This window comes from Collinsella aerofaciens (assembly GCF_039758815.1).
Lineage (GTDB): Bacteria > Actinomycetota > Coriobacteriia > Coriobacteriales > Coriobacteriaceae > Collinsella > Collinsella aerofaciens_BP.
In genome coordinates this window covers 239,724-258,884 of the sequence record NZ_JBDMSK010000002.1, presented here as the reverse complement: position 1 = coordinate 258,884, position 19,161 = coordinate 239,724, and the positions used below count along the sequence as shown (strand labels likewise).

General features: G+C 58.8%; 15 protein-coding genes and 1 riboswitch. Of the genes, 8 read left to right on the top strand and 7 right to left on the bottom strand.

What is annotated here, in order from left to right:
* Positions 1-114: 114 nt before the first annotated feature.
* Complete coding sequence (locus ABHT90_RS02685) at positions 115-2,832, bottom strand: bifunctional diguanylate cyclase/phosphodiesterase (RefSeq protein WP_346981493.1); 2,718 nt, start codon at positions 2,830-2,832, stop codon at positions 115-117.
* A 319-nt stretch (positions 2,833-3,151) separates the two neighbouring features.
* Between ABHT90_RS02685 and ABHT90_RS02680 the strand changes: the two genes are divergently transcribed.
* Positions 3,152-4,021 (top strand): patatin-like phospholipase family protein, encoded by an 870-nt coding sequence (locus ABHT90_RS02680; protein WP_346981492.1) that lies wholly within the window; start codon positions 3,152-3,154, stop codon positions 4,019-4,021.
* A gap of 101 nt (positions 4,022-4,122) precedes the next feature.
* Here ABHT90_RS02680 and ABHT90_RS02675 read toward each other — a convergent pair whose 3' ends face one another.
* Genes ABHT90_RS02675 through thiM form a run of 3 tightly spaced genes read right to left on the bottom strand, consistent with a single transcriptional unit; the run spans position 4,123 to position 5,999 of the window.
* Positions 4,123-4,818 carry a thiamine phosphate synthase gene (locus tag ABHT90_RS02675; protein WP_006234517.1) on the bottom strand — a complete coding sequence of 232 codons (696 nt, stop codon included), beginning with the start codon at positions 4,816-4,818 and terminating at the stop codon, positions 4,123-4,125.
* The gene (locus ABHT90_RS02670; protein WP_346981491.1) at positions 4,815-5,156 is read right to left on the bottom strand and encodes a thiamine-binding protein; all 342 of its coding nucleotides are present in this window, start codon (positions 5,154-5,156) and stop codon (positions 4,815-4,817) included. Before ABHT90_RS02670 ends, ABHT90_RS02675 begins: the two co-directional genes overlap by 4 nt.
* A gap of 3 nt (positions 5,157-5,159) precedes the next feature.
* Entirely contained in the window at positions 5,160-5,999 is an 840-nt protein-coding gene (gene thiM, locus ABHT90_RS02665) for a hydroxyethylthiazole kinase (protein WP_346981490.1), read from the bottom strand.
* A gap of 51 nt (positions 6,000-6,050) precedes the next feature.
* A riboswitch (TPP riboswitch) is annotated at positions 6,051-6,161 on the bottom strand.
* A 163-nt stretch (positions 6,162-6,324) separates the two neighbouring features.
* Between thiM and ABHT90_RS02660 the strand changes: the two genes are divergently transcribed.
* The 4 genes from ABHT90_RS02660 to ABHT90_RS02645 all read left to right on the top strand — a co-directional run bounded on the left by ABHT90_RS02660 (position 6,325) and on the right by ABHT90_RS02645 (position 10,887).
* Positions 6,325-7,233: an HAD-IIB family hydrolase gene (locus ABHT90_RS02660; RefSeq protein WP_346981489.1), complete on the top strand. Its 909-nt coding sequence runs from the start codon at positions 6,325-6,327 to the stop codon at positions 7,231-7,233.
* A gap of 10 nt (positions 7,234-7,243) precedes the next feature.
* Positions 7,244-8,140: a LysR family transcriptional regulator gene (locus tag ABHT90_RS02655; RefSeq protein WP_346981488.1), complete on the top strand. Its 897-nt coding sequence runs from the start codon at positions 7,244-7,246 to the stop codon at positions 8,138-8,140.
* A 155-nt stretch (positions 8,141-8,295) separates the two neighbouring features.
* Positions 8,296-9,429: a 5-methyltetrahydropteroyltriglutamate--homocysteine S-methyltransferase gene (locus tag ABHT90_RS02650; protein ID WP_346981487.1), complete on the top strand. Its 1,134-nt coding sequence runs from the start codon at positions 8,296-8,298 to the stop codon at positions 9,427-9,429.
* 123 nt (positions 9,430-9,552) lie between these two features.
* On the top strand, positions 9,553-10,887 hold the full coding sequence (locus ABHT90_RS02645) for a uracil-xanthine permease family protein (RefSeq protein WP_346981486.1): 1,335 nt from the start codon (positions 9,553-9,555) through the stop codon (positions 10,885-10,887).
* 60 nt (positions 10,888-10,947) lie between these two features.
* Here ABHT90_RS02645 and ABHT90_RS02640 read toward each other — a convergent pair whose 3' ends face one another.
* Both ABHT90_RS02640 and ABHT90_RS02635 read right to left on the bottom strand, forming a co-directional pair.
* The gene (locus tag ABHT90_RS02640) at positions 10,948-11,613 is read right to left on the bottom strand and encodes an alpha/beta hydrolase (protein WP_346981485.1); all 666 of its coding nucleotides are present in this window, start codon (positions 11,611-11,613) and stop codon (positions 10,948-10,950) included.
* A gap of 137 nt (positions 11,614-11,750) precedes the next feature.
* Positions 11,751-13,064, bottom strand: a complete 1,314-nt coding sequence (locus ABHT90_RS02635) for an NCS2 family permease (RefSeq protein ID WP_346981484.1) — start codon at positions 13,062-13,064, stop codon at positions 11,751-11,753.
* A 193-nt stretch (positions 13,065-13,257) separates the two neighbouring features.
* On the opposite strand from ABHT90_RS02635, the gene ABHT90_RS02630 reads away from it, so the two are divergent.
* The 3 genes from ABHT90_RS02630 (at position 13,258) to ABHT90_RS02620 (ending at position 16,676) form a co-directional block, all read left to right on the top strand.
* Positions 13,258-13,677, top strand: coding sequence for a peptide deformylase (locus ABHT90_RS02630; RefSeq protein ID WP_346981483.1), 420 nt, complete (start codon positions 13,258-13,260; stop codon positions 13,675-13,677).
* 131 nt (positions 13,678-13,808) lie between these two features.
* The gene (gene bsh, locus ABHT90_RS02625) at positions 13,809-14,774 is read left to right on the top strand and encodes a choloylglycine hydrolase (RefSeq protein ID WP_099431374.1); all 966 of its coding nucleotides are present in this window, start codon (positions 13,809-13,811) and stop codon (positions 14,772-14,774) included.
* 351 nt (positions 14,775-15,125) lie between these two features.
* Positions 15,126-16,676 carry a hypothetical protein gene (locus ABHT90_RS02620; protein WP_346981482.1) on the top strand — a complete coding sequence of 517 codons (1,551 nt, stop codon included), beginning with the start codon at positions 15,126-15,128 and terminating at the stop codon, positions 16,674-16,676.
* A gap of 211 nt (positions 16,677-16,887) precedes the next feature.
* On the opposite strand, the gene ABHT90_RS02615 is transcribed toward ABHT90_RS02620, so the two are convergent.
* A complete protein-coding gene (locus ABHT90_RS02615) occupies positions 16,888-19,137 on the bottom strand; it encodes a KUP/HAK/KT family potassium transporter (protein ID WP_346981481.1) in 2,250 nt (749 codons plus the stop codon).
* Positions 19,138-19,161: the final 24 nt, after the last annotated feature.

Here is a 19,161-nt window from a genome sequence, read left to right as displayed (position 1 = left end):
CTTGGGCAGAACAACGGTTTGTATCATATCCCCAATCCGGTTTGAATTGGGGATATAAGTTAGCTAATGGAGACAAATGCCCCCTTCGGCGGTGGCGTTTTGCGCGCGAGCGTATCAGTTGTTATTGCCACCATCGAGCAATGTCTCAAAATCATTCGCCGGCATGGGGCGGTAGTAGAGGAAGCCCTGAGCGTAGCGGGCGCCCATCTGTCGTAGCATGTTCGCCTGCTCATTTGTCTCGACGCCTTCGACCACGACGGGCAGATGGAGCGACTGCGCCATATCGAGCATTGATGTAATGATTTGCGCGCTGCGGCCTTGATCTCCGTCGGCGGGAACAAACGTGCGGTCAAGCTTGATAACGTCGACGTTGACGTTCTTGAGCATCGCGAGCGTGGACTGGCCGGTGCCAAAGTCGTCCATATAGGTTGAGAAGCCGCGGGTGTGCAGGTCGGCAGTCAGTTTATCCACGGCCTCGGATTCTCCCGTATAGGCTGTCTCGGTGATCTCGATGCGCATGAGTTCGGGCGGTAGGTTGTATTGGGCGGCAAGTGCTCCCATATGTTCGGCAACGTCGCAGGCAAGGATATCCACGCGCGACACATTGAGCGAGATCGGAACCACGCGAAGCCCCCGGTCGATGCGCTCGCGCAGCCACGAGGCGACGCCCTGCCAAATGTACTTGTCGAGCGTCACTACAAAGCCGCTTTCCTCGAGTGCGGGGATAAACGTTACAGGCGAAATGAGGGAACCGTCCTTGCCAATCCAGCGCGTGAGCGCCTCGGCGCCAACGATCTCGCCAGTTTCCATGTCGACCTGGGGCTGCAGGTAGTAGGTAATGCGGCCGTTTGAGAACGCATACTGGAATTCGGTCAGCGTGCGGTGGAACGCGGTTTCGCGCTCGTACTCCTCGGGGCGGAAAATGGCGACGCGCTCCTTAAAGTCGTTTTTTGCGCGCCGATTGGTAAACATGGCCTTGGCCTGCGCGTCGATGGTGATTTCCTCGTTGGGATCGATGGGGCAAACGCCCATGGACGGCCAGAAACCCACGCCGTCATCATGCTTGGCCACGGCGGCGCGAACGCGGTTATAGATTTGATGGACGGTGTCGTGCTCAAAGGGGATGAGAATGCAAAAGTCGTCTTGGCCCCAGTATCCTGCGACGCCCATCTCGGCATTCTCGATGTCTTTGAGGACCGTGCCCACATCGGCGAGCACGCGGTCGCCCTCGGCCTGTCCGTGCCATTCGTTAAACAGTCGCATATGACCCATGTCGACGGTGGCGATACACCAAGCGCCGTCGCGCCCTGTCCTCAGAAATGCGTTGGCACGCCGCATAAACTCGCTGGGTCGATAGAGGCCCGTGAGCGTATCGATGCGTTCGGCGACGGCGCTTTTACGCTCAATCTCGGGTATGGGGAGGCTGTCGTTGGGGGCAAGCCCGCCGGCGGCGCGAAGACGACGGTCGAGTTCGCCTAAAACAGCGGTCGCTTGATTGATTAAGCGTTCGTAAAAGGCCGGGATGACAAGACAGACGGGGGTAATGGTGTCGTTCGCGATTCGAACAGGAGCGAAAACGGCCTCTTTAAGATGATGGGTCAGTTGCTCGAATGCCTCGTGGTCCAGATCGTTGCTGAGCACGACGAACTGGGCGTTTCGCGAGCGGAAGACGCGACTTCTGCCGCGGGTGATCGATAACATGCGGCCTGCGTATTCGGCGAGCATGTTGTCGACAGCCTCGGCCCCGTAGAGCTCGTTGAACTTTGCCGTACCACAAACGCGGACCGCTATAAGCCCCGTCTCGCAACGGTCGCGACGGCAGGCATCGATAGCGTTGATCAGCATGCGCTGCGTTCCGAGGCCCGTGGCGGCGTCGACGGTCTCGGCGAGTGAGTGGTTAACAAGTTCGCCGACATAGAGCGAGGGGGTATTTCCGTCGCCGTCGATACGAAACCCGCGAGCGCGGCAGAGGACATAGTCGCCCGCGGCATTGCGCATGCGGTACTGCATGACGCGGCGGTGTTTGGAGCCATTATAGATTTGGTCGATGTCGTTGATGTAGGCCTCAAGGTCATCGGGGTGGACGCGCGTTTTCCAGTAATCGTGGCAGTTGTCTACATGCTCAGAAGGAAGACCGAGATCGCGCAGGGCGCCTTGTGACCATAGGGTGCGATGTTTGTCCAAGTTCTCGATAAAGCAATAACGGCCTTCGTTGAGCATCGAAAAGGCGTCAAAAACGCGATCGCTTATTTCGAAGTCGTCGGTGTGGACTTGCGCGATATTGCGTCGATCAAGATGCATGGCATGGCGTAGCTTGTAGTCGTACATGCGATGGTCGGCATCGAGTGTCATGCGATTGGAGACTTCACCCAGGGCGGGGTCGGCGTGCGACACTCCGTAGCTAAACGAGTGAGGCATCTCGGAATCGTTGTTTTTGAGTAGGACCGTTCGGCAGTGTTCCAGGCGCTCGGCGAGGTCGTCCTCGGTCGCAATCGTAGACAGGATGGCAAACTCGTCGCCGCCTATGCGAAACGCCGCCTCGTCCACTTTCATATACAGCTTGAGATAGAGACTTACCTGCAAGATATAGCGGTTGCCCTCGTCATGCCCAAAGACGTCGTTGCAGTGCTTAAGGTTATCGATGTCGATAAACGCCATGGTCACGGGCAGTTCCTGCTCCCAGATTTCCTCTAGGGAATGGGCAAAGCCGCCGCGGTTGCCAAGTCCGGTGAGCTGGTCGGTAAAGGCCGTCCTAATCAGATCATCCTGACGATCGAGAAGGTCACGGACGGTCTTTTCGAGCGTTTCGGTGTAATTGCTGGCGGTGTCCATGTTGTAAGCGGCTTTCTGAGGTCGGGGCGGATGGCGTCGGGCGAGCTCGTAGTGTACACGCGTCGTTGCTCGGCGCCTTGCGTGTATCCAGGCCCCCGCCTTGCTGCGTTGTTGAGTTACTTTGCCGGCTAATGTTCGCTGTTGATAACAGCTGAGTAGTATAGACAACAGTGCACAATTATATATGGGCGCACATGCTGTGGGCGGCTATTATTCGCCAAACGGCAACGCCTGGGTGCGCATGAAAAATGCGACTGAGTCGATATATGTTGACGGGTATACTTGTCCCGTTTTAAAACGCAGGAACGGAGATGGTCACATGGCACAGCCGGATACGACGCGCACGGTGGGGCTTGCGCTCGAGGGAGGCGGCTACCGCGGTATGTATACGGCGGGCGTGCTCGACGTTTGGATGGAGCGCGGTTTGACCTGCGACCATATGGTGGGTGTCTCGGCGGGCGCGGCGTTTGGCTACAACTTTAAATCGCGCCAGATCGGCCGTGCCATTCGTTACAACAAGGCTTATTGCGCCGACAAGCGCTATGCGAGCGTGACCAGCTGGCTGCGAACCGGCGATATGTTCAATGCCGATTTTGCCTATCACGAGGTGCCTATCGAGCGCGATCCCATCGACTTGGGGGCGTATCGCGCCTGCCCCATGCGATTTACGTGCGTGTGTACCGATATCGAGACGGGCAAGGCCGTCTACCACGATCTACCGTATGGCGACGAGCGCGATATCGAGTGGATCCGGGCGTCGTCTGCCATTCCTGTGGCGACGCGTCCCGTTGCTATTGACGGGCATAAGTATCTGGATGGTGGCGTGGCTGATTCTATTCCCAGCGCATGGCTGTTTGCGCAGGGGTATGACCGCAATATCGTGGTACTCACGCAGCCGGCGGGCTTTGTGAAGCAGCCCAACAGCGTGATGCCCATGCTGCGGCGCGTGTTCCGTCACTATCCGGAGTTTGTTGCAGCGCTTGAGCATCGGCATGAGGTCTACAATGCCACGCTCGATGACCTGGCACGTCGAGAGGCTGCCGGGGAAATCTTTGTGGTGCGGCCGAGCGAATCGGTGAAGGTGCCGTCGCTGTGCCGCGAACCGGATGAGCTCGAGCGCATCTACCAGGTCGGCCGCCACGATGCAGAGGCGACTTTGCCGGCGTTGGAAGCGTATCTGGCGGGGTAAGGGTCGCATACGGAAAGCGCATCCCGGAATGGACGTTCGAACCGGGATGCGCTTTCCACTATTGAAGATATGAGGTTGCGAATCAGCTGCTCGGCCTATGCCTATGCCTGCTGCCAGGTGTCGACAAGCTCCTTGGCCGCGGCGTAGGGATCGTCGGCGCTGCAGACGGCGCTCACCACAAAGAAGCCGTCGACGCCGGTTGCCTTAAGCTGCGGCAAGTCGGCCGTCTTAACGCCGCCGCCCACCACGATGGGCACGGGGCTTGCCGCGTGGAGTGCGGCCAGGTCCTCAAAGCTCTTGGTGATGATGGAGCCATCGGCTGCGCGTCCGCAGTCGCGCTTGGTCTCGGTCTCGTGGAGCGGGCCGATGCCCAGGTAGTCGACCAGACTCATGTCGGCGGTCTTGACGTACTCGAGCATTTCCTCGCAACGGGCCGAAAGGCCCACGATGGCGTCGGGGCCCAGCAGCTTGCGACAGACCTCGACGGGAATATCGCTCTGGCCCACGTGCACGCCGTCGACCGCAATGCCCTGCTCGCGTGCGGCGAGTACGCAGTCAAGGCGGTCATCGATCAGCAAGGCGACCTGACCGGTCTTGCCGGCCTGTGCGATTGCCTGCGCGGCGTCGCCGGTCAGCGCAATGATCTCGCGGGCGCTTGCCACCTTGGAGCGCACCTGAATGCAGGTAAAGCCGGCGTCGAGCGCCTGGGCCACCACATCGCCCACGGGGCGTCCGAGGGTGTTTTCGGGGCCGAGCACCAGATAGGCCGAGATATCAAGGTTGTCGCGGATGCTCATCGTGCTTCCTCCTGCTTTTTGATCTGCGCTTCCATGCGCTCGAGTTTGCCGGTCATGGTGTCGGTAAATCCAGGTCGAATATCGGCTTTGAGCACGACTTCGGTTCGGATGCCCTTGCTCGCTAACACAAAGGTCGCGTCGCGCACGACCTGCATGACCTCGTCCCAGTCGCCCTCGATCTCGGTGAACATCGAGGTGGTGCGGTTGGGAAGGCCGCTCTCGCGAATGACGCGCACGACTTCGGCGACCTCGGCGGACAGTTCATCGCCGGTGCCGCACGGGGCGATGGCCACAGCGACGAGCGTGTTCATGCCGGCATTGGTTTCGGGCTCGGACATGACTTATGCCTCCTCGAGCTCGAGTCGGTTATCGGCGATGTCTTGGGCGGTCGCGCGGTAGAGCTCGTCGATAAAGGCGACCTTAAAGCTTGCCGGGGCATCGGCGACAGCGGCGGCACGCGTGCCGGCAACGTTGTAGACGGCAGTGCCGCAGACTGCCGCCGTAAACGGATCGGCAGCACAGGCGTATACGGCCAGCACGCCGCCCTGCGAGCAGCCACAACCGGTGATCTTGGACATGAGCGGGCTGCCGCCGTGGGATTTGGCCACGGTCGTGCCGTCGGTAATCAGGTCGACTTCGCCCGAGACGACCACGGCGCCGCCGGTGTAGCGGGCGAGCGCCACGGCGGCATCGCGGGCGGCGTCGACCGTGTCGGTGGTATCGACACCGCGCACGCGGCTCAGATCAGCCGCCTCGCCCTCAAGACCCCACAGGCCGGCGAGTGCAATGATCTCGGAGGCATTGCCGCGCACGATGGCGGGCTTGTACTGCTTGAGTTCGTTTACCAGCTGGGTGCGCAGGCTGCCGATGCCCAGGCCCACCGGGTCGAGCACCCAGGGCTTGCCGGCGTCGTGTGCCGCCTTGGCCGCGCGGGGAATCGTCTGCTCGTAGATGGGGAAGAGCGTGCCCATGTTGAGATAGATGGCACCGCCGCCGGCAACGAGTGCCTCGCCCTCGTCGGGCAGATAGACCATGGCGGCCGATCCGCCCACGGCGAGCTGTGCGTTGGCGACAAAGTCGATCGTCACCGTGTTGGTGATGGAACCGGCCATCGGATTGGTGGCGCGAATCTCCTCCACGGCCTTGACCACGTTTTGCTTAAGCTGTTCCGAATCAATCACTGCACATGCCTCCTTGGCATAGAAAAGGGGCGCTGTGCATAGACAGCGCCCCTGTAAAGGCGGCATGCTCCCTACGCCAGCATTAACTGACAGGTTCAAAGGATTGGGCCCCATGCCCTCTCAGCCTTGTGGTTTGCACCGCCGGCACTCCCGCATCGAATCTGTTGTTCCCTATACTAGCGCACCTGCCAAAAAGGGACAGGTTTATTTTGGCAGGTAACAACTGGGACTTTGCGTTTTCCCAGATAAAACCTGCCAAAATAAACCTGTCCCTTTTTGGCAGGTCGGTACAATAGATGGGATTAAGAATGACCGAGGGGACCTTATGATTAAACTTGTGCTGACCGATATGGACGATACGCTGATTCCTGCTGGACACGATGGCGCCAGCGACTGCGCCATCGAGGGCATTCATGTCATGCAGGCGGCGGGCCTGCATTTTGGCCCGGTTTCGGGTCGCCAGCCGTCCGCGATGAGCTGGATGTTCCGCAATCGCTCCGAGTGCTTCTCGACCGGTGCGTTTTGCAACGGCCAGGTGATGTTTGTCGATGGCGAGGCGGTTGCCTCGCGCGCAACTGATAACGATGCCCTTATGCACCTGGCCGACTACCTGGAGCAAGAGACCGACGATACCTATTTGAAGGTCTACCGTCTGGGTGATGACTTTTGGGACAACGACGCCTATTGCGTGACAAGCGATCCCGAGCGTGTGCGTCGCGCCATGGAGTCAGGCGGCAACGCGTGGCTCAAGGGCGAAGAGGCTCCCTGTCGCCCTGTCGTTGACGATGCCCCGGTATACAAGGCGAATATCTGGAGTGCCCGTTCGCGCGAGGAGCTCGCCGAGCTGCGCGAGCGTGTTGCCGCCGAGGTGCCGGAGCTCTCGCTCGTGTTTCCCAACAACCGCGTGCGCCTGTTCGACGTTCTTCCGACCGGCTGGGACAAGGGCTGTGCTGCGCTGGAGCTGGCGCGCGCTTTGGGCCTGACGCCCGACGAGGTGGCCGTATTCGGCGATTCCGATAACGATTTGCCCATGATCGATGCCGTTCCCAATTCCGTTGCAGTCGCCAATGCCAACGAGGCCGTCACGGCTGCCGCGCGCTGGCATATCGGCGCTGCGGCAGATGATGCGGTTGCCGGGGCTCTGCATCAGATTGCCGCCTGCGCCGCGACGGGGGAGATGCCGCCGTTTATGCGTCAGATGGACGCGACGGGTTTCGACGTCACGAACGTCTAGGGAGAAAGCCATGAAGCTCCAGCAGCTCAGATATGTCGTCAAAGTTGCCGAATGCGGCAGCATCACCGAGGCCTCGCGCCGGCTCTTTGTGTCGCAGCCTTCGATTACCGCGTCAATTCGCGATCTCGAAAACGAGATGGGTGTACACATCTTTGAGCGCACCAACAAGGGCGTCATTGTGTCCGAGGAAGGCGAGACCTTCTTGGGCTACGCGCGCCAGGTGCTCGACCAGGCCGACCTGCTCGAGGGCAAGTACAAGGGCACATCCGAGCAGGTGTCGCACTTTAGCGTGAGCTGCCAGCATTATTCCTTTGCCGTTAACGCGTTTGTTGACGTGATCCGCGAGTTCGATGCCGCGCGTTACGACTTCACCCTGCGCGAGGAGCAGACTCACGAGATTATCGAGGATGTCGCGCATATGAAAAGCGAACTGGGCATCCTGTACTTATCCGAGCATAACCGCGAGGTTATCGAGCGCATGCTTGCCGCCAACGAGCTCGTATTCGAGGGGCTCTTCTGCGCCACGCCGCATGTCTTCGTGTGCGCAGACCATCCACTGGCGGGTCGCTCGAGTGTGACGCTCGAGGACTTGGAAGACTACCCGTTCCTGTCCTATGAGCAGGGCAGCTACAACTCGTTTTACTATTCCGAGGAGCTGACCTCGACCTTTGAGCGCCGCAAGAATATCCGCGTGCGCGACCGTGCGACGCTGTTCAACCTAGCTATGGGCCTTAACGGTTACACGGTGTGTTCGGGCGTGATCAGCCATGAACTTAACGGCCCCGGTATTATCTCGATTCCGCTCGATGTAGACGAGTACATGGAGATTGGCATCATCACGCGCAAGAACACGACGCTCACGCGCTATGGACAGGCCTATATCGACGCGATCCGTCAGCACATCTAGATTGCTGCGTTCTGCACGGGTCAAATCTCTTTGCGGCAGTCTCATTTGATATAGGAAGCATCTATATCAAACTGTTATAAACGTATATTTTACGATAGCCATATGAGCGCTCATACTCTGTCCCAGTAAAGCAACCAATGCAAAGGGAGATATCTATGAGCACCTTGATTCAACCGAACGCGCCGTTTCGCGCCGATATCGTCGGCAGCTTTCTTCGTCCCCAGGCTGTTAAGGATGCGCGTGCCGCCTATGCCGCGGGCACGCTCGACGCCGCCGGCCTTAAGGCCGTCGAGGATGAGGCCATTTGCGATTTGGTGGCCAAGCAGAAGGCAGCCGGCTTACAGGTAATTACCGATGGCGAATACCGCCGCAGCTACTGGCACCTCGATTTTATGTGGGGCCTTAACGGCATTGAGCGCCGCACCTCACGCACGGGTTATATGTTCCATGACGAGGAGACGACGGCCAACACCGCTGTGGTTACCGGTCCCATTAGCGGCGAGAATCATCCGTTCGTCGAGCATTTTAAGTTTGTCAAGGCGCTCGAGGGCAAGGGCCAGGTCGCGCGCCAGACTATTCCGGCACCGATCCAGACGTTCTCCGAAGTCACGCTCGACCGCTGCGATGGCCAGCAGGAGAGTCTGCACGCCGTCTACAAGACCGACGAAGAGCTCGCCGACGCCATCGCGGCTGCATACCGCACCGTGATTGCCGACCTGTATGCCGCAGGCTGCCGCAACATCCAATTTGATGACTGCACCTGGGGCATCTACTGCGATACCGACTTTGTGTCCAAGACCGGCATGAGTCCGGTCGACCTGCAAAAGGTAAGCGAGTTGGGCGTGGCGCTCAACAACGCCGCCATCGAGGACAAGCCCGACGATCTGGTCATCAACACGCATGTATGCCGCGGCAACTACCACTCCACCTACGCTTTTGAAGGCGGCTACGATCCCATCGCGCCGTACCTGTTTGCGCATGAGGGCGTCGACGCTTTCTATCTGGAGTTCGACACGCCGCGCGCCGGCGGTTTTGAGCCGCTCAAGTACGTTGCCCCGGGCAAGAAGGTCGTGCTGGGCTTGGTAACCACCAAGGCGGCAGAGCTCGAGAACGAGGATGTTATCGTCGAGCGCATCCGCGAAGCCGCAAAGTACGTGCCGCTCGAGAACCTGTACCTGTCGCCCCAGTGCGGTTTTGCCAGCTGCGAGATTGGCAACAAGCTGACCGAGGACGAACAGTGGGCAAAGATCGCGCTGGTCAAGCGCATTGCTGAGCGCGTTTGGAAGTAGCGTTACCGTTTGCAGGTGACGGCGGGTGCGAGACATGGCGTATCACGTACAATGGTTCGGATCGTATCGTTCGGGCAGGTTATCCGATATGCCTGATCGCCCTTCCATCATGAAAGGACTTCCATGTCCCAATCCTCGACGCCCGCCGTCACCGATGCCATCTACGATGCATCGTCGCTCGGCCGCCCGCGCATGTTTGTGTTGGGTTTGCAACACATGTTTGCGATGTTCGGAGCCACGGTGCTCGTGCCTGTGCTCACCGGCCTTTCCGTTTCGACGACGCTTCTGTTCGCCGGCATCGGCACGCTGCTGTTTCATTTTCTATCGCGCGGTAAGGTGCCCGCGTTCCTGGGCTCGTCGTTTGCCTTTATCGCGGGTTATGCCGCCATTGCGCCCAACGGCGAGGCCGAGCTTTTGCCCTACGCTTGCTTGGGCGTAGCTTGTGCCGGCCTGCTCTATCCGGTGCTTGCGGCCTTGTTCCGCGCCTTTGGCGCCAAGCGTGTCATGCGTTTCTTCCCGCCGGTGGTGACTGGCCCCATCGTCATTTCCATCGGCTTGATCCTGGCAAGCTCTGCCATTGCCAACTGCCAGACCAACTGGCTTGTCGCCGTTATCGCTGTGGCCGTGATCGTCATCTGCAATATTTGGGGCCGCGGCATGGTCAAGATCGTGCCGATCCTGCTGGGCGTCGTGGTGAGCTATGCCGTTGCGACTGCGCTGGGCGAGGTTGATTTTTCGGGGGTTGCCGCCGCGCCGTGGGTCGGTCTACCTGTCGTGTGGGACAACACCGTGTTCGCGCTCTTTGGACCGCAGTTCGATAGCAGTCTTGCCACGACGGCCATTATCACCATCATGCCACTGGCCTTTGCGACCATGATTGAGCACATTGGAGATATTTCCGCCATTGGCTCTACCTGCGAACGCAATTACATTGCCGATCCCGGTCTGCACCGTACCCTGCTCGGCGATGGCCTGGCGACTATCTTGGCATCGCTCTTTGGCGCCCCTGCCAATACGACGTATGGCGAGAACACCGGTGTGCTTGCCCTGACGCGCGTGTTCGACCCGCGCGTGATTCGCATTGCCGCCTGCTGTGCCATTGTGCTTTCGTTCTGCCCCAAGTTTGCCGCTGTGATCGCTGCTATGCCGGCATGCGTTATCGGTGGCGTGTCGCTTGTGCTCTACGGCATGATCAGTGCCGTGGGCGTTCGCAACCTTATCGAGAACCAGGTTGATTTCCAGAACAACCGCAACGTGCTGGTGGCGGCTCTGGTGCTCGTGCTTTCGCTCGGCATTGCCTACAGTACCACCGGTGCCATCGTGCTGGAGCTGGGCGGCGTGACCATTTCGCTTTCCGGCCTTGCCGTGGGCTCGCTGGTGGGCATTGTGCTCAACGCCATCCTGCCCGGTAACGACTTTGAGTTCGATACTTCCGAGCTTGAGGAGACTGCTGAATAGTAGCTGCGTTCAGCCAAATTAAAAATGGCGTCCATGCGTATGTACGCGTGGACGCCATTTTTAATGCGTCAGTATCCAGTGGATGCCGCGTGCCATGCGCAGGTCAGTTTGGGCAAAGTGGTTGCCGGGGTTGAGCTCCAGCGTCGCGGGAATACCACGTTCGCCGAGCAGTTTTTCCATGGCGCGTGTGTCTTCGAGGACGTGCCTCATCATGCGGTTGGGTGTCTTGGTCTCCTTTTTGCCGAGTGACAGATAGACGGCATCGGGCGCGTTCGACATCGTGTACTCGTGCGCGTAGTCGATAAAGCCAGGAAACCACAGGGAGCCCGATGCGCTTGCGGAGCGGTCAAAGACATCGGTCTGCCAGAGGGCCCAAAGCGAAAAGAGGCCCGCCAGCGAATAACCGGCAATGCCACGCCAAACAGGTGGCTGTGGGAGCGATGATTCGACCTTTGGGATTATTCGGTTCAGCAGTTCATCGAGAAACTCGGACGCCTGTCCACCAAAGGGCTCGGCATCGCGTACGGTTCCTTCGCATTCCCAAGGGCTCAGCTCGCGATTCCAATCGAGCCCGCCAATGGCGACAAGGGTGAAGGGTGGGCAGTCGAGCTCTCGGCAGCGCTCGTAGACTCCACTACCGTCGCCCATAACCACGGGGAGGTAAATGACGGGCGCGCCTTCCGTACACTCTGAATAAACGGTTATCTGCTTATGATGCGCTTCCAAGGCAGGCTTCTCTCGGTGTTGTGATATTGACAGCCTCAATTGTCGCACGCTGGCACGGGGGCAGACGCTAAAAGAAAGGCGCGGAGCCGTTCGATGCGACTCCGCGCCTTGTTGTTTTGTTTTAGCAGACTATGCCGTTACGCCACGAAGAAGTAGACGAGGAAGGCAAGGGCTGCGATCCACATGAGCGGCTTGATCTTGGAGGCCTCGCCCTTAAAGAGCGCGACGATCACGTAGGCGATAAAGCCCAGACCGATGCCGGCAGAGATGGAGTAGGTGAAGGGCACGCCGGCGACAATCATGAACGCCGGGAAACCCTGCGACACGTCGGACCAGTCGATCTCGGAGGCCTCGCTCATCATGAGGTAGCCGACGTAGACCAGAGCACCGCAGGTGGCGGCGCTGGAAACGATGGTGACGATGGGGGAGAAGAACGCGGCGAGAATGAACAGCACGCCGGTGGTGACGGAGGTGAGGCCCGTGCGGCCACCGTCGGCAGCGCCAGAGGTGGACTCGACGAAGGTGGTGATGGAGGAGACGCCCATAAAGCCACCGGCAGCAGTGGCCACGGAGTCAACGACCAGGATGGGGCGGATGTCCTCGACATTGCCGTCCTCGGTTAAGAACTCGCCCTGCTTGGCGACGGCCATGGCGGTGCCCATGGTGTCGAAGAAGTCGCTCATGAGCAGCGAGAAGGCCACGACGAGCAGCATCGGGTCGGTCAGGACCTTCACGATGGCCATGTTGCCATCGGCGGTGCTGGCAAACGGGGCGCCAAAGGTCGAGAAGTCGAGCGGGGCGATAAGGCCCGCGGGCGCATGGGTGACGCCCAGCGGGATACCGGCGATAACGGCGACGATGATGCCGATGAGCAGCGAGCCCGGCACGTTGCGGGAAGCCAGGGCAACCGTCACGATGATGGAGATGATGCCGACGATAAAGGTGGGGGAGGCGATGTCGCCCAGGCCGACGAGCGTACCGGCGCCAGCGGTGATGATGCCGGCGTCGCACAGGCCGATCATGGCGATAAACAGACCCAGACCCACCGAGATGGCGTGGCGCAGGACCACGGGGATGGCGTCCATGATGGCCTCGCGCAGGCCGCACAGGACGAGCAGCAAGATGACGATACCCTCGAGGAAGATAACGCTCATGGCCACGTGCCAGTCGCCGCCGCACATGGTGGTGGCGATGCCCGCGATCATGGCGTTGATGCCCAGACCCGACGCGCAGGCGAGCGGGCGGTTGGCGAAGATGCCCATGCAGATGGTCATGATGCCGGCGCCCAGGCAAGTGGCGCAGGCGAGCGCTCCCGCATCGATGCCGGCGCCCGAGAGCACCGCGGGGTTGACGGCAATGATGTAGGCCATTGCCAGGAACGTTGTCAGTCCAGCGCGAAGTTCGGTCCCGATTGTGGACTTGCGCTCGCTGACGTGAAATAGTTCGTCCATGCATACCCTTTCCTTGTTCGGCCCCGAGTTTAGGCCGATTGACACGAACTCACTCACTATATCGCCTTTACAACCTTGCTGTTCCTCACATGTTGATGTTCGGCGCTTTGTAGCGGACGGGCGGTATTTTCCGTATGAAAATGTGTGGGTACCGTATACTTAAGCAGTTACAACGACCCCTATGGAGGAACGTATGATTAAAGAGCTCTGCCACGACGAGGCTATTCTGTCCCAGCGTTGCGAGGTCGCGACCGTCGAGGACGAGTCGGTGGCACAGGACCTGATCGATACCATCAAGTCGCTCGACGATGCCGGCTGCCTTGCCGCTAACCAGATTGGCGTTACCAAGAAGGTCTGCGTCTATCTGGACGACGCCGGCGAGCCCCACGTGCTCTACAACCCCCGTCTGGTGTTTGGCCTGGGCGCCAGCAAGATGGAGGAGAGCTGCCTGACGCACGAGGAGGTCACCAAGTCCACGCGCTATATCAAGTGCAAGGTCGCTTATGACGTGATCGTCGACGGCAAGATGCGCGAGTGCAAGCAGGACTTCGTCGGCTTCGAGGCACAGATGGTCCAGCATATGATCGATCACTGCCAAGGTAAACTTGTCTAGGGTGACTACAGCACCGCACTTCGTCTCTTTTGGTCCGGGCGTGACATTGTTGTCATGTCCGGGCTTTTGTGTTTAGCGCCTTTTTGTTTGGTGACAATAACCTTAGCAAGAACGTAAAGCTAGGAGGCGCTATGTGCACGAGCATTCGATTTACCGATAATTCTGGCCACATGTATCTGGGCCGCAACCTCGACTGGAGCTTTGACTACGGCCAACAGGTTCGCGTGATGCCGCGCGGGTTCCACATTCCGTATTCGTTTATCGACGATGCGTCGGCGGCACACGCGGTAATCGGCATGTGCATCGATTACAAGAACTACCCTATGTTCTTCGACTGCGGCAACGATGCGGGCCTCGCCGTGGCGGGTCTCAATTTCCCGGGTTATGCCGAGTATGCCGAGGACCCTGTTGACGGCAAGACCAATATCGCGGCCTATGAGTTTCCCCTGTGGGTGGCAGCGACGTTCTCGACGGTCGACGAGGTCGAGGCTGCGCTGCGCGATACGGTGATTGTCGCCAAATCTGCGGGAGAGGGGCTGGGCGTGTCGCTGCTCCATTGGATTATCGGCGACAACCAGCGTAGCATCGTGGTCGAGATGATGGCTGACGGCCTGCATGTATACGACGATCCGGTCGACACCCTTGCCAACCAGCCGACCTTCCCGTGGCACATGGAAAACCTGCGCACCTATATCACTGCCACAAGCGATTTTCCGCAGACGGCGACATGGCGTGGCGCCGAGCTCAAGCCCTATGGTGCGGGTGCCGGCATGCGCGGTATTCCGGGTGATTGCTATTCGCCGAGCCGTTTTGTAAAGGCGGCGTACCTCAATGCCAATTACCCGCAAAAGGAGAGCGAGACCGAAAACGTCGTCCGCATGTTCCGTTCACTCGAGGGCGTGGTGATGATTGAGGGGGCGTCCAGGATGGGCGATGGCAAGTTCGAGAAGACTATCTATACCGGATGCTTTAGCGCGCGCACGGGCAATTATTACTACGCGATGTATGGGGATCCGTCGATTCGCTACGTGAGCCTGATGGATGCCGAGGGCGCGAGCCCCGATAGGCTCGTGGTTCCCGAGCCGCGTCGTTCGTAGCCGTTAGCTTTACTGCAATGCAAAGCGGCCCTGCGTCTCTCGTGAGGCGCAGGGCCGCTTGGTAGATCAGAAGTTGAAGGCAAACATGATGCCGATGACTTTGTCAAGATATATTAAACAAACGGTAGCTTCAATTCATCTTTGGAATAATAGCCGTTCAAAAGCGAATCGATTGGCTCATTTAGATTATATAAAATTTCTTTAGTTTTACTTCCGAGCGGCGCGCCGGGCATCTGGCATCAACGGATTCCCTGTTTTGGCGCTTCGAAGGCACGGACTCCGTTTCGTTAATTTCTGATTAGAAATGCTGAAAATCCAGTCAGAAGCGGGCTGGGGAACGGGGCAATAAAAATGGCTTTCGAAATGAGTCGGCGAAGCTTTTTAACGGCCGGTGGGGCCACAATGCTGGCGGGCACCGCCTCTATGCTTGTTGGCTGCGCGTCTGGAAGCGAAAGCGGCGCGGGAAGCGTGGCTGCCGGCAAGGATGATGCACTGAAGGTTGATAGCGACGGCAAATCGGGTGGCACGGATAGCGACGTTAGCGAATTCTACGAGCACGTTATCTCTGTTTCTGCACTTGCGAAAACATATGCAATCGGAGAGAAGATTGTCGGCGTGGCGATTGAATACGACGTGGATGTCGATGCGTCTTCGGTTGATCCCGGACATGGCGGCATCGGTCAACAGGCTCAGGAAAAGGGGCTGGGATCTTTCTCGGTTTTGGGACGCTCGATTGTCACTGCCTATGTAAACGACAAAGCCGAGCTGAGTGATGAAGGGGGCAAAAGCAAGGGAACGTACGTCATCGTCGAGCTCGATCCAGCAGATGCGGGCGCACAGACGTTGATGTTTCAGATGACGCGTGGGTGCGTAGGCTCAAACGGTCCCGTATCCCTTGATAGCGGTTGCGTCAAAATCGCCCAAATAAAGGATCTCAAGGATTCTGCAGGTAAAAAGCTTACAGGCGACGAGACATCCTCCCGATATCTCGTGGCTTCGACTGTTCTCAACTCCGAGGCAGACAAGTTTGTTGCAGGGACCTACGATGACCCCAAAACTGGATTCCATGCTTCGTTTGCCTTGGCACAGCCTGACGACTACGACAAGGCAAAGAAATACCCCATCACGCTCTTCCTGCCGGATGCGGGGGTAACCACCTGCGATGTGAGGGTGAATCTTCGTCAAGGTCTGGGAGCCCTTGCCTGGGCTGATGGGTCACAATTTGTGCTGACGATCGCTGGAACTTGTTGCGATATCGAGACTTGCCTGCATGTAATCGAGGACCTGATCGACCAGGGTTACTCAATCGATCCGGATCGCATTTACGGGACGGGCGAATCTGCCGGGTGCATGGCCCTCATCGAATATGCCTCCAAGCATCCCGATGACAATTCCTTTGCAGCGCTTATGCTCGTTGCCGGGCAAGGCAACATGACTCCGATTGCCAAGACGCCCATGGTGATATTCGTTTCTGAAGACGATTCCAATTCCTATGGCGGCATGACGGATCCCGAGAAGGGTGTCGCGAGTATCGGAATTCCTTATGTTGAGAAGCAGCTGAATTGCGCCTATAACTATGACGGCGAAGGACATACGAGTGGCCTGTGGGTTGATTACGACGCAACGGGAGAGAAAAACCCTTCGGGTAACCAGGAAGGAGCCAAGGCGGCTAGCAGCCAGAAGACGCTCGATGAGCTTATGGTCGAGCTCTCGGATGTCTGCTCCTCGGCCTGTAAACAAGCGGTGACCGATGGGGCGCATGTCGTTTTCCTTCATGTAGAGAAGGGAACTCTCGATAGCACCGACAAGACGGTCCAGGGTGGAAACACTCATAACTTTACCTGGCAATACGCTTATGCGATTCCCGAACTCATCGAGTGGGTGAGAGACCAGTCTCTATAGCCTGCTTCTTTTTCGATAGCATTTCAATGTGGGCTAGGGTTATATGACCGATTGGGGCCAGGCGGTTGTCTAGCCCCGGAAATGCCGAATAGCAGTCTACGATTACGTCCAGGTAAAGCCTCAAAGGTGTTTTACCTGGCCAAAAACGCAGACAAAAGCGGCCCTGGCAGATCGTGAGACGCAGGGCCGCTGTCGTTGATTTATGGCGCCGCTAGAAGTTGGCGTCGTTGAGTTGTTCGTTCTCGAGGCCGTCGAGCTGTTGCTGTTCGGGCGTATCGGCGACGCTCTCGAGCAACTCGGTGGGATCGACGTTCATGTCCTTACCGGCTTCGTTGCCGTTGACCAAGTCGTCCGAGAAGATGTCGACCTCCATTTCCTCGGCCTCTTCGATCTGAACCTCGAGCGGCACCTGGGTGCGCACAAGTTTGACGGCCGGGCGCATGCGGGCAAAGAGCGGTACGTACTCAATGATGATGGCCGAGTTCTCGAGACCGTACCAGCGTGCCGGGCTTCCGCAGGCGCGGCGGACGGCGTACTTGATGGCCATCACGCGGTGGTCATTGCGGTTGATGTCCGTTTCGGGGGCAAGCATCTTGCGCAGCATGCAAAAGCGGAAGTCACCTACGTTGCCGCGCGTCTCGTAGATGGAGTAGGTGTGATGTTGCGGCGGCAGCTCGCCCGATGCCATCAAGTCGCCGACGATCTGACGCAGATAGGCGTTGACGCGCTGGTTGACCTTAAAGCCCAGGTCCAGGCGCACGCGGAACAAAAAGTCCGTGCCAAAGGTCTCGACGGAATACTCGTGCGTATAGGGTTCGTCGGTAACGTGCACGTTGATGAACCAATATGCCTTGGCGCGCTTGGGGTGCTTGTCCAGGATGGAATAGAGCACGTCGCGGTCGAGTGTGAGCGGGTCGGGGCTGTTGGTGAGAAATACCAGATTGTCGGCGAGCACGGGATAGGTCTCGTCATTGCGCAGGCGATTGAGCTGGTCGATGTACTTGGAGACGGGCAGCAGAATCGTCTGCGTGCGCTCGATGGCGGTGCCGCGACGCCACACATACATAAGGCCAAACAGCAGTGCGGCCAAGAAGATCATCACATAGCCGCCGTCAAAGAACATGGTGAGGCACGAGGCGAAAAAGCACAGCTCAATGGCGCCGAAGAGCAGGGCGAAGACGCAGGCGCCCAGCTTGTGCTTGAGAATGCCGGCGATATAGCTCGTCAAAAGCGTGGTGGTCATAAGCATGGTCACGGTAATGGCGAGGCCGTAGGCACTCTCCATGCGCTCGGAGTTTTGGAACAGCAGCACGATGAAGATGCAGCCGACCCACATGATGTTATTGACGAGCGGAATATAGAGCTGGCCCTTGGTGTCGCTGGGGTAGTGGATGCGCAGGTGCGGCATAAGGTTGAGGCGCGTTGCCTCGGATACCAGCGAGAACGAGCCGGTGATGAGCGCCTGTGAGGCGATGATGGCCGCCACGGCCGAAAGCACGATGGCAAAGGGGCGTAGGGGCTCGGGGAGCATCATATAGAACGGGTTGACGATATCCATCGCGAGCATCTGGGGGTTGGAGTTATTGGCGAGTAGCCAAGCTCCCTGACCCAGATAGTTGAGGATAAGGGCCGCCTTAACAAATGGCCAGGATGCATAGATGTTTGCCTTGCCCACGTGGCCCATGTCCGAGTAGAGTGCCTCGGCACCGGTTGTCGAGAGGAAGACAAAGCCGAGCACCATAATGCCCGAATGGTTGATGGGCGAGAACAGGAACATAATGCCGCGGATGGGGTTGAGCGCGCGCAAGATGGACAGGTTGCCGAGCATGTTGAACAGACCGGCGCCTGCCAGGAACAGGAACCACAGCGTCATGAGCGGGCCGAAGAGCTTGCCGATTGACGAGGTGCCGGCGCGCTGCATGGCAAATAGGCCGCAGATAATGATGATGGTGATGATGATGACGTTGGTCTGGCCGTCGCCCAGCAGCGCATGGCCCCATTCGATGGTGCGCAGACCCTCGATGGCTGTGGTGACCGTGACGGCGGGGGTGAGGATGCCGTCGGCGAGCAGCGCCGCGCCGCCGATCATGGCGGGCAGAATCAGCCATGGTGCCACCTTGCGTACGAGGCTGAACAGGGCGAAGATGCCGCCTTCGTTGTGGTTGTCGGCCTTCATGGCGATTACCACGTACTTGACCGTGGTCACGAGCGTCATGGTCCAGATGACGAGCGAAAGCGCGCCCAGGATCATGTCCTCGCTGACGGTACCGATGCCGCCGTTGTTGGCGACGATTGATTTCATGGTGTACATGGGGCTCGTGCCGATGTCGCCATAGACGACGCCGAGCGTTACGAGCAGCATGCCAGCGGAGAGGGGGATGGCTCCGTGCCCGCCTTGCCCGCGCTGGTCTTGGAGGTTTGCCTCCAGTTTGTTGTGTGCCACGAGGACTCCCTTAGACATCCGGTTATCTGTCTAGGACAAAAA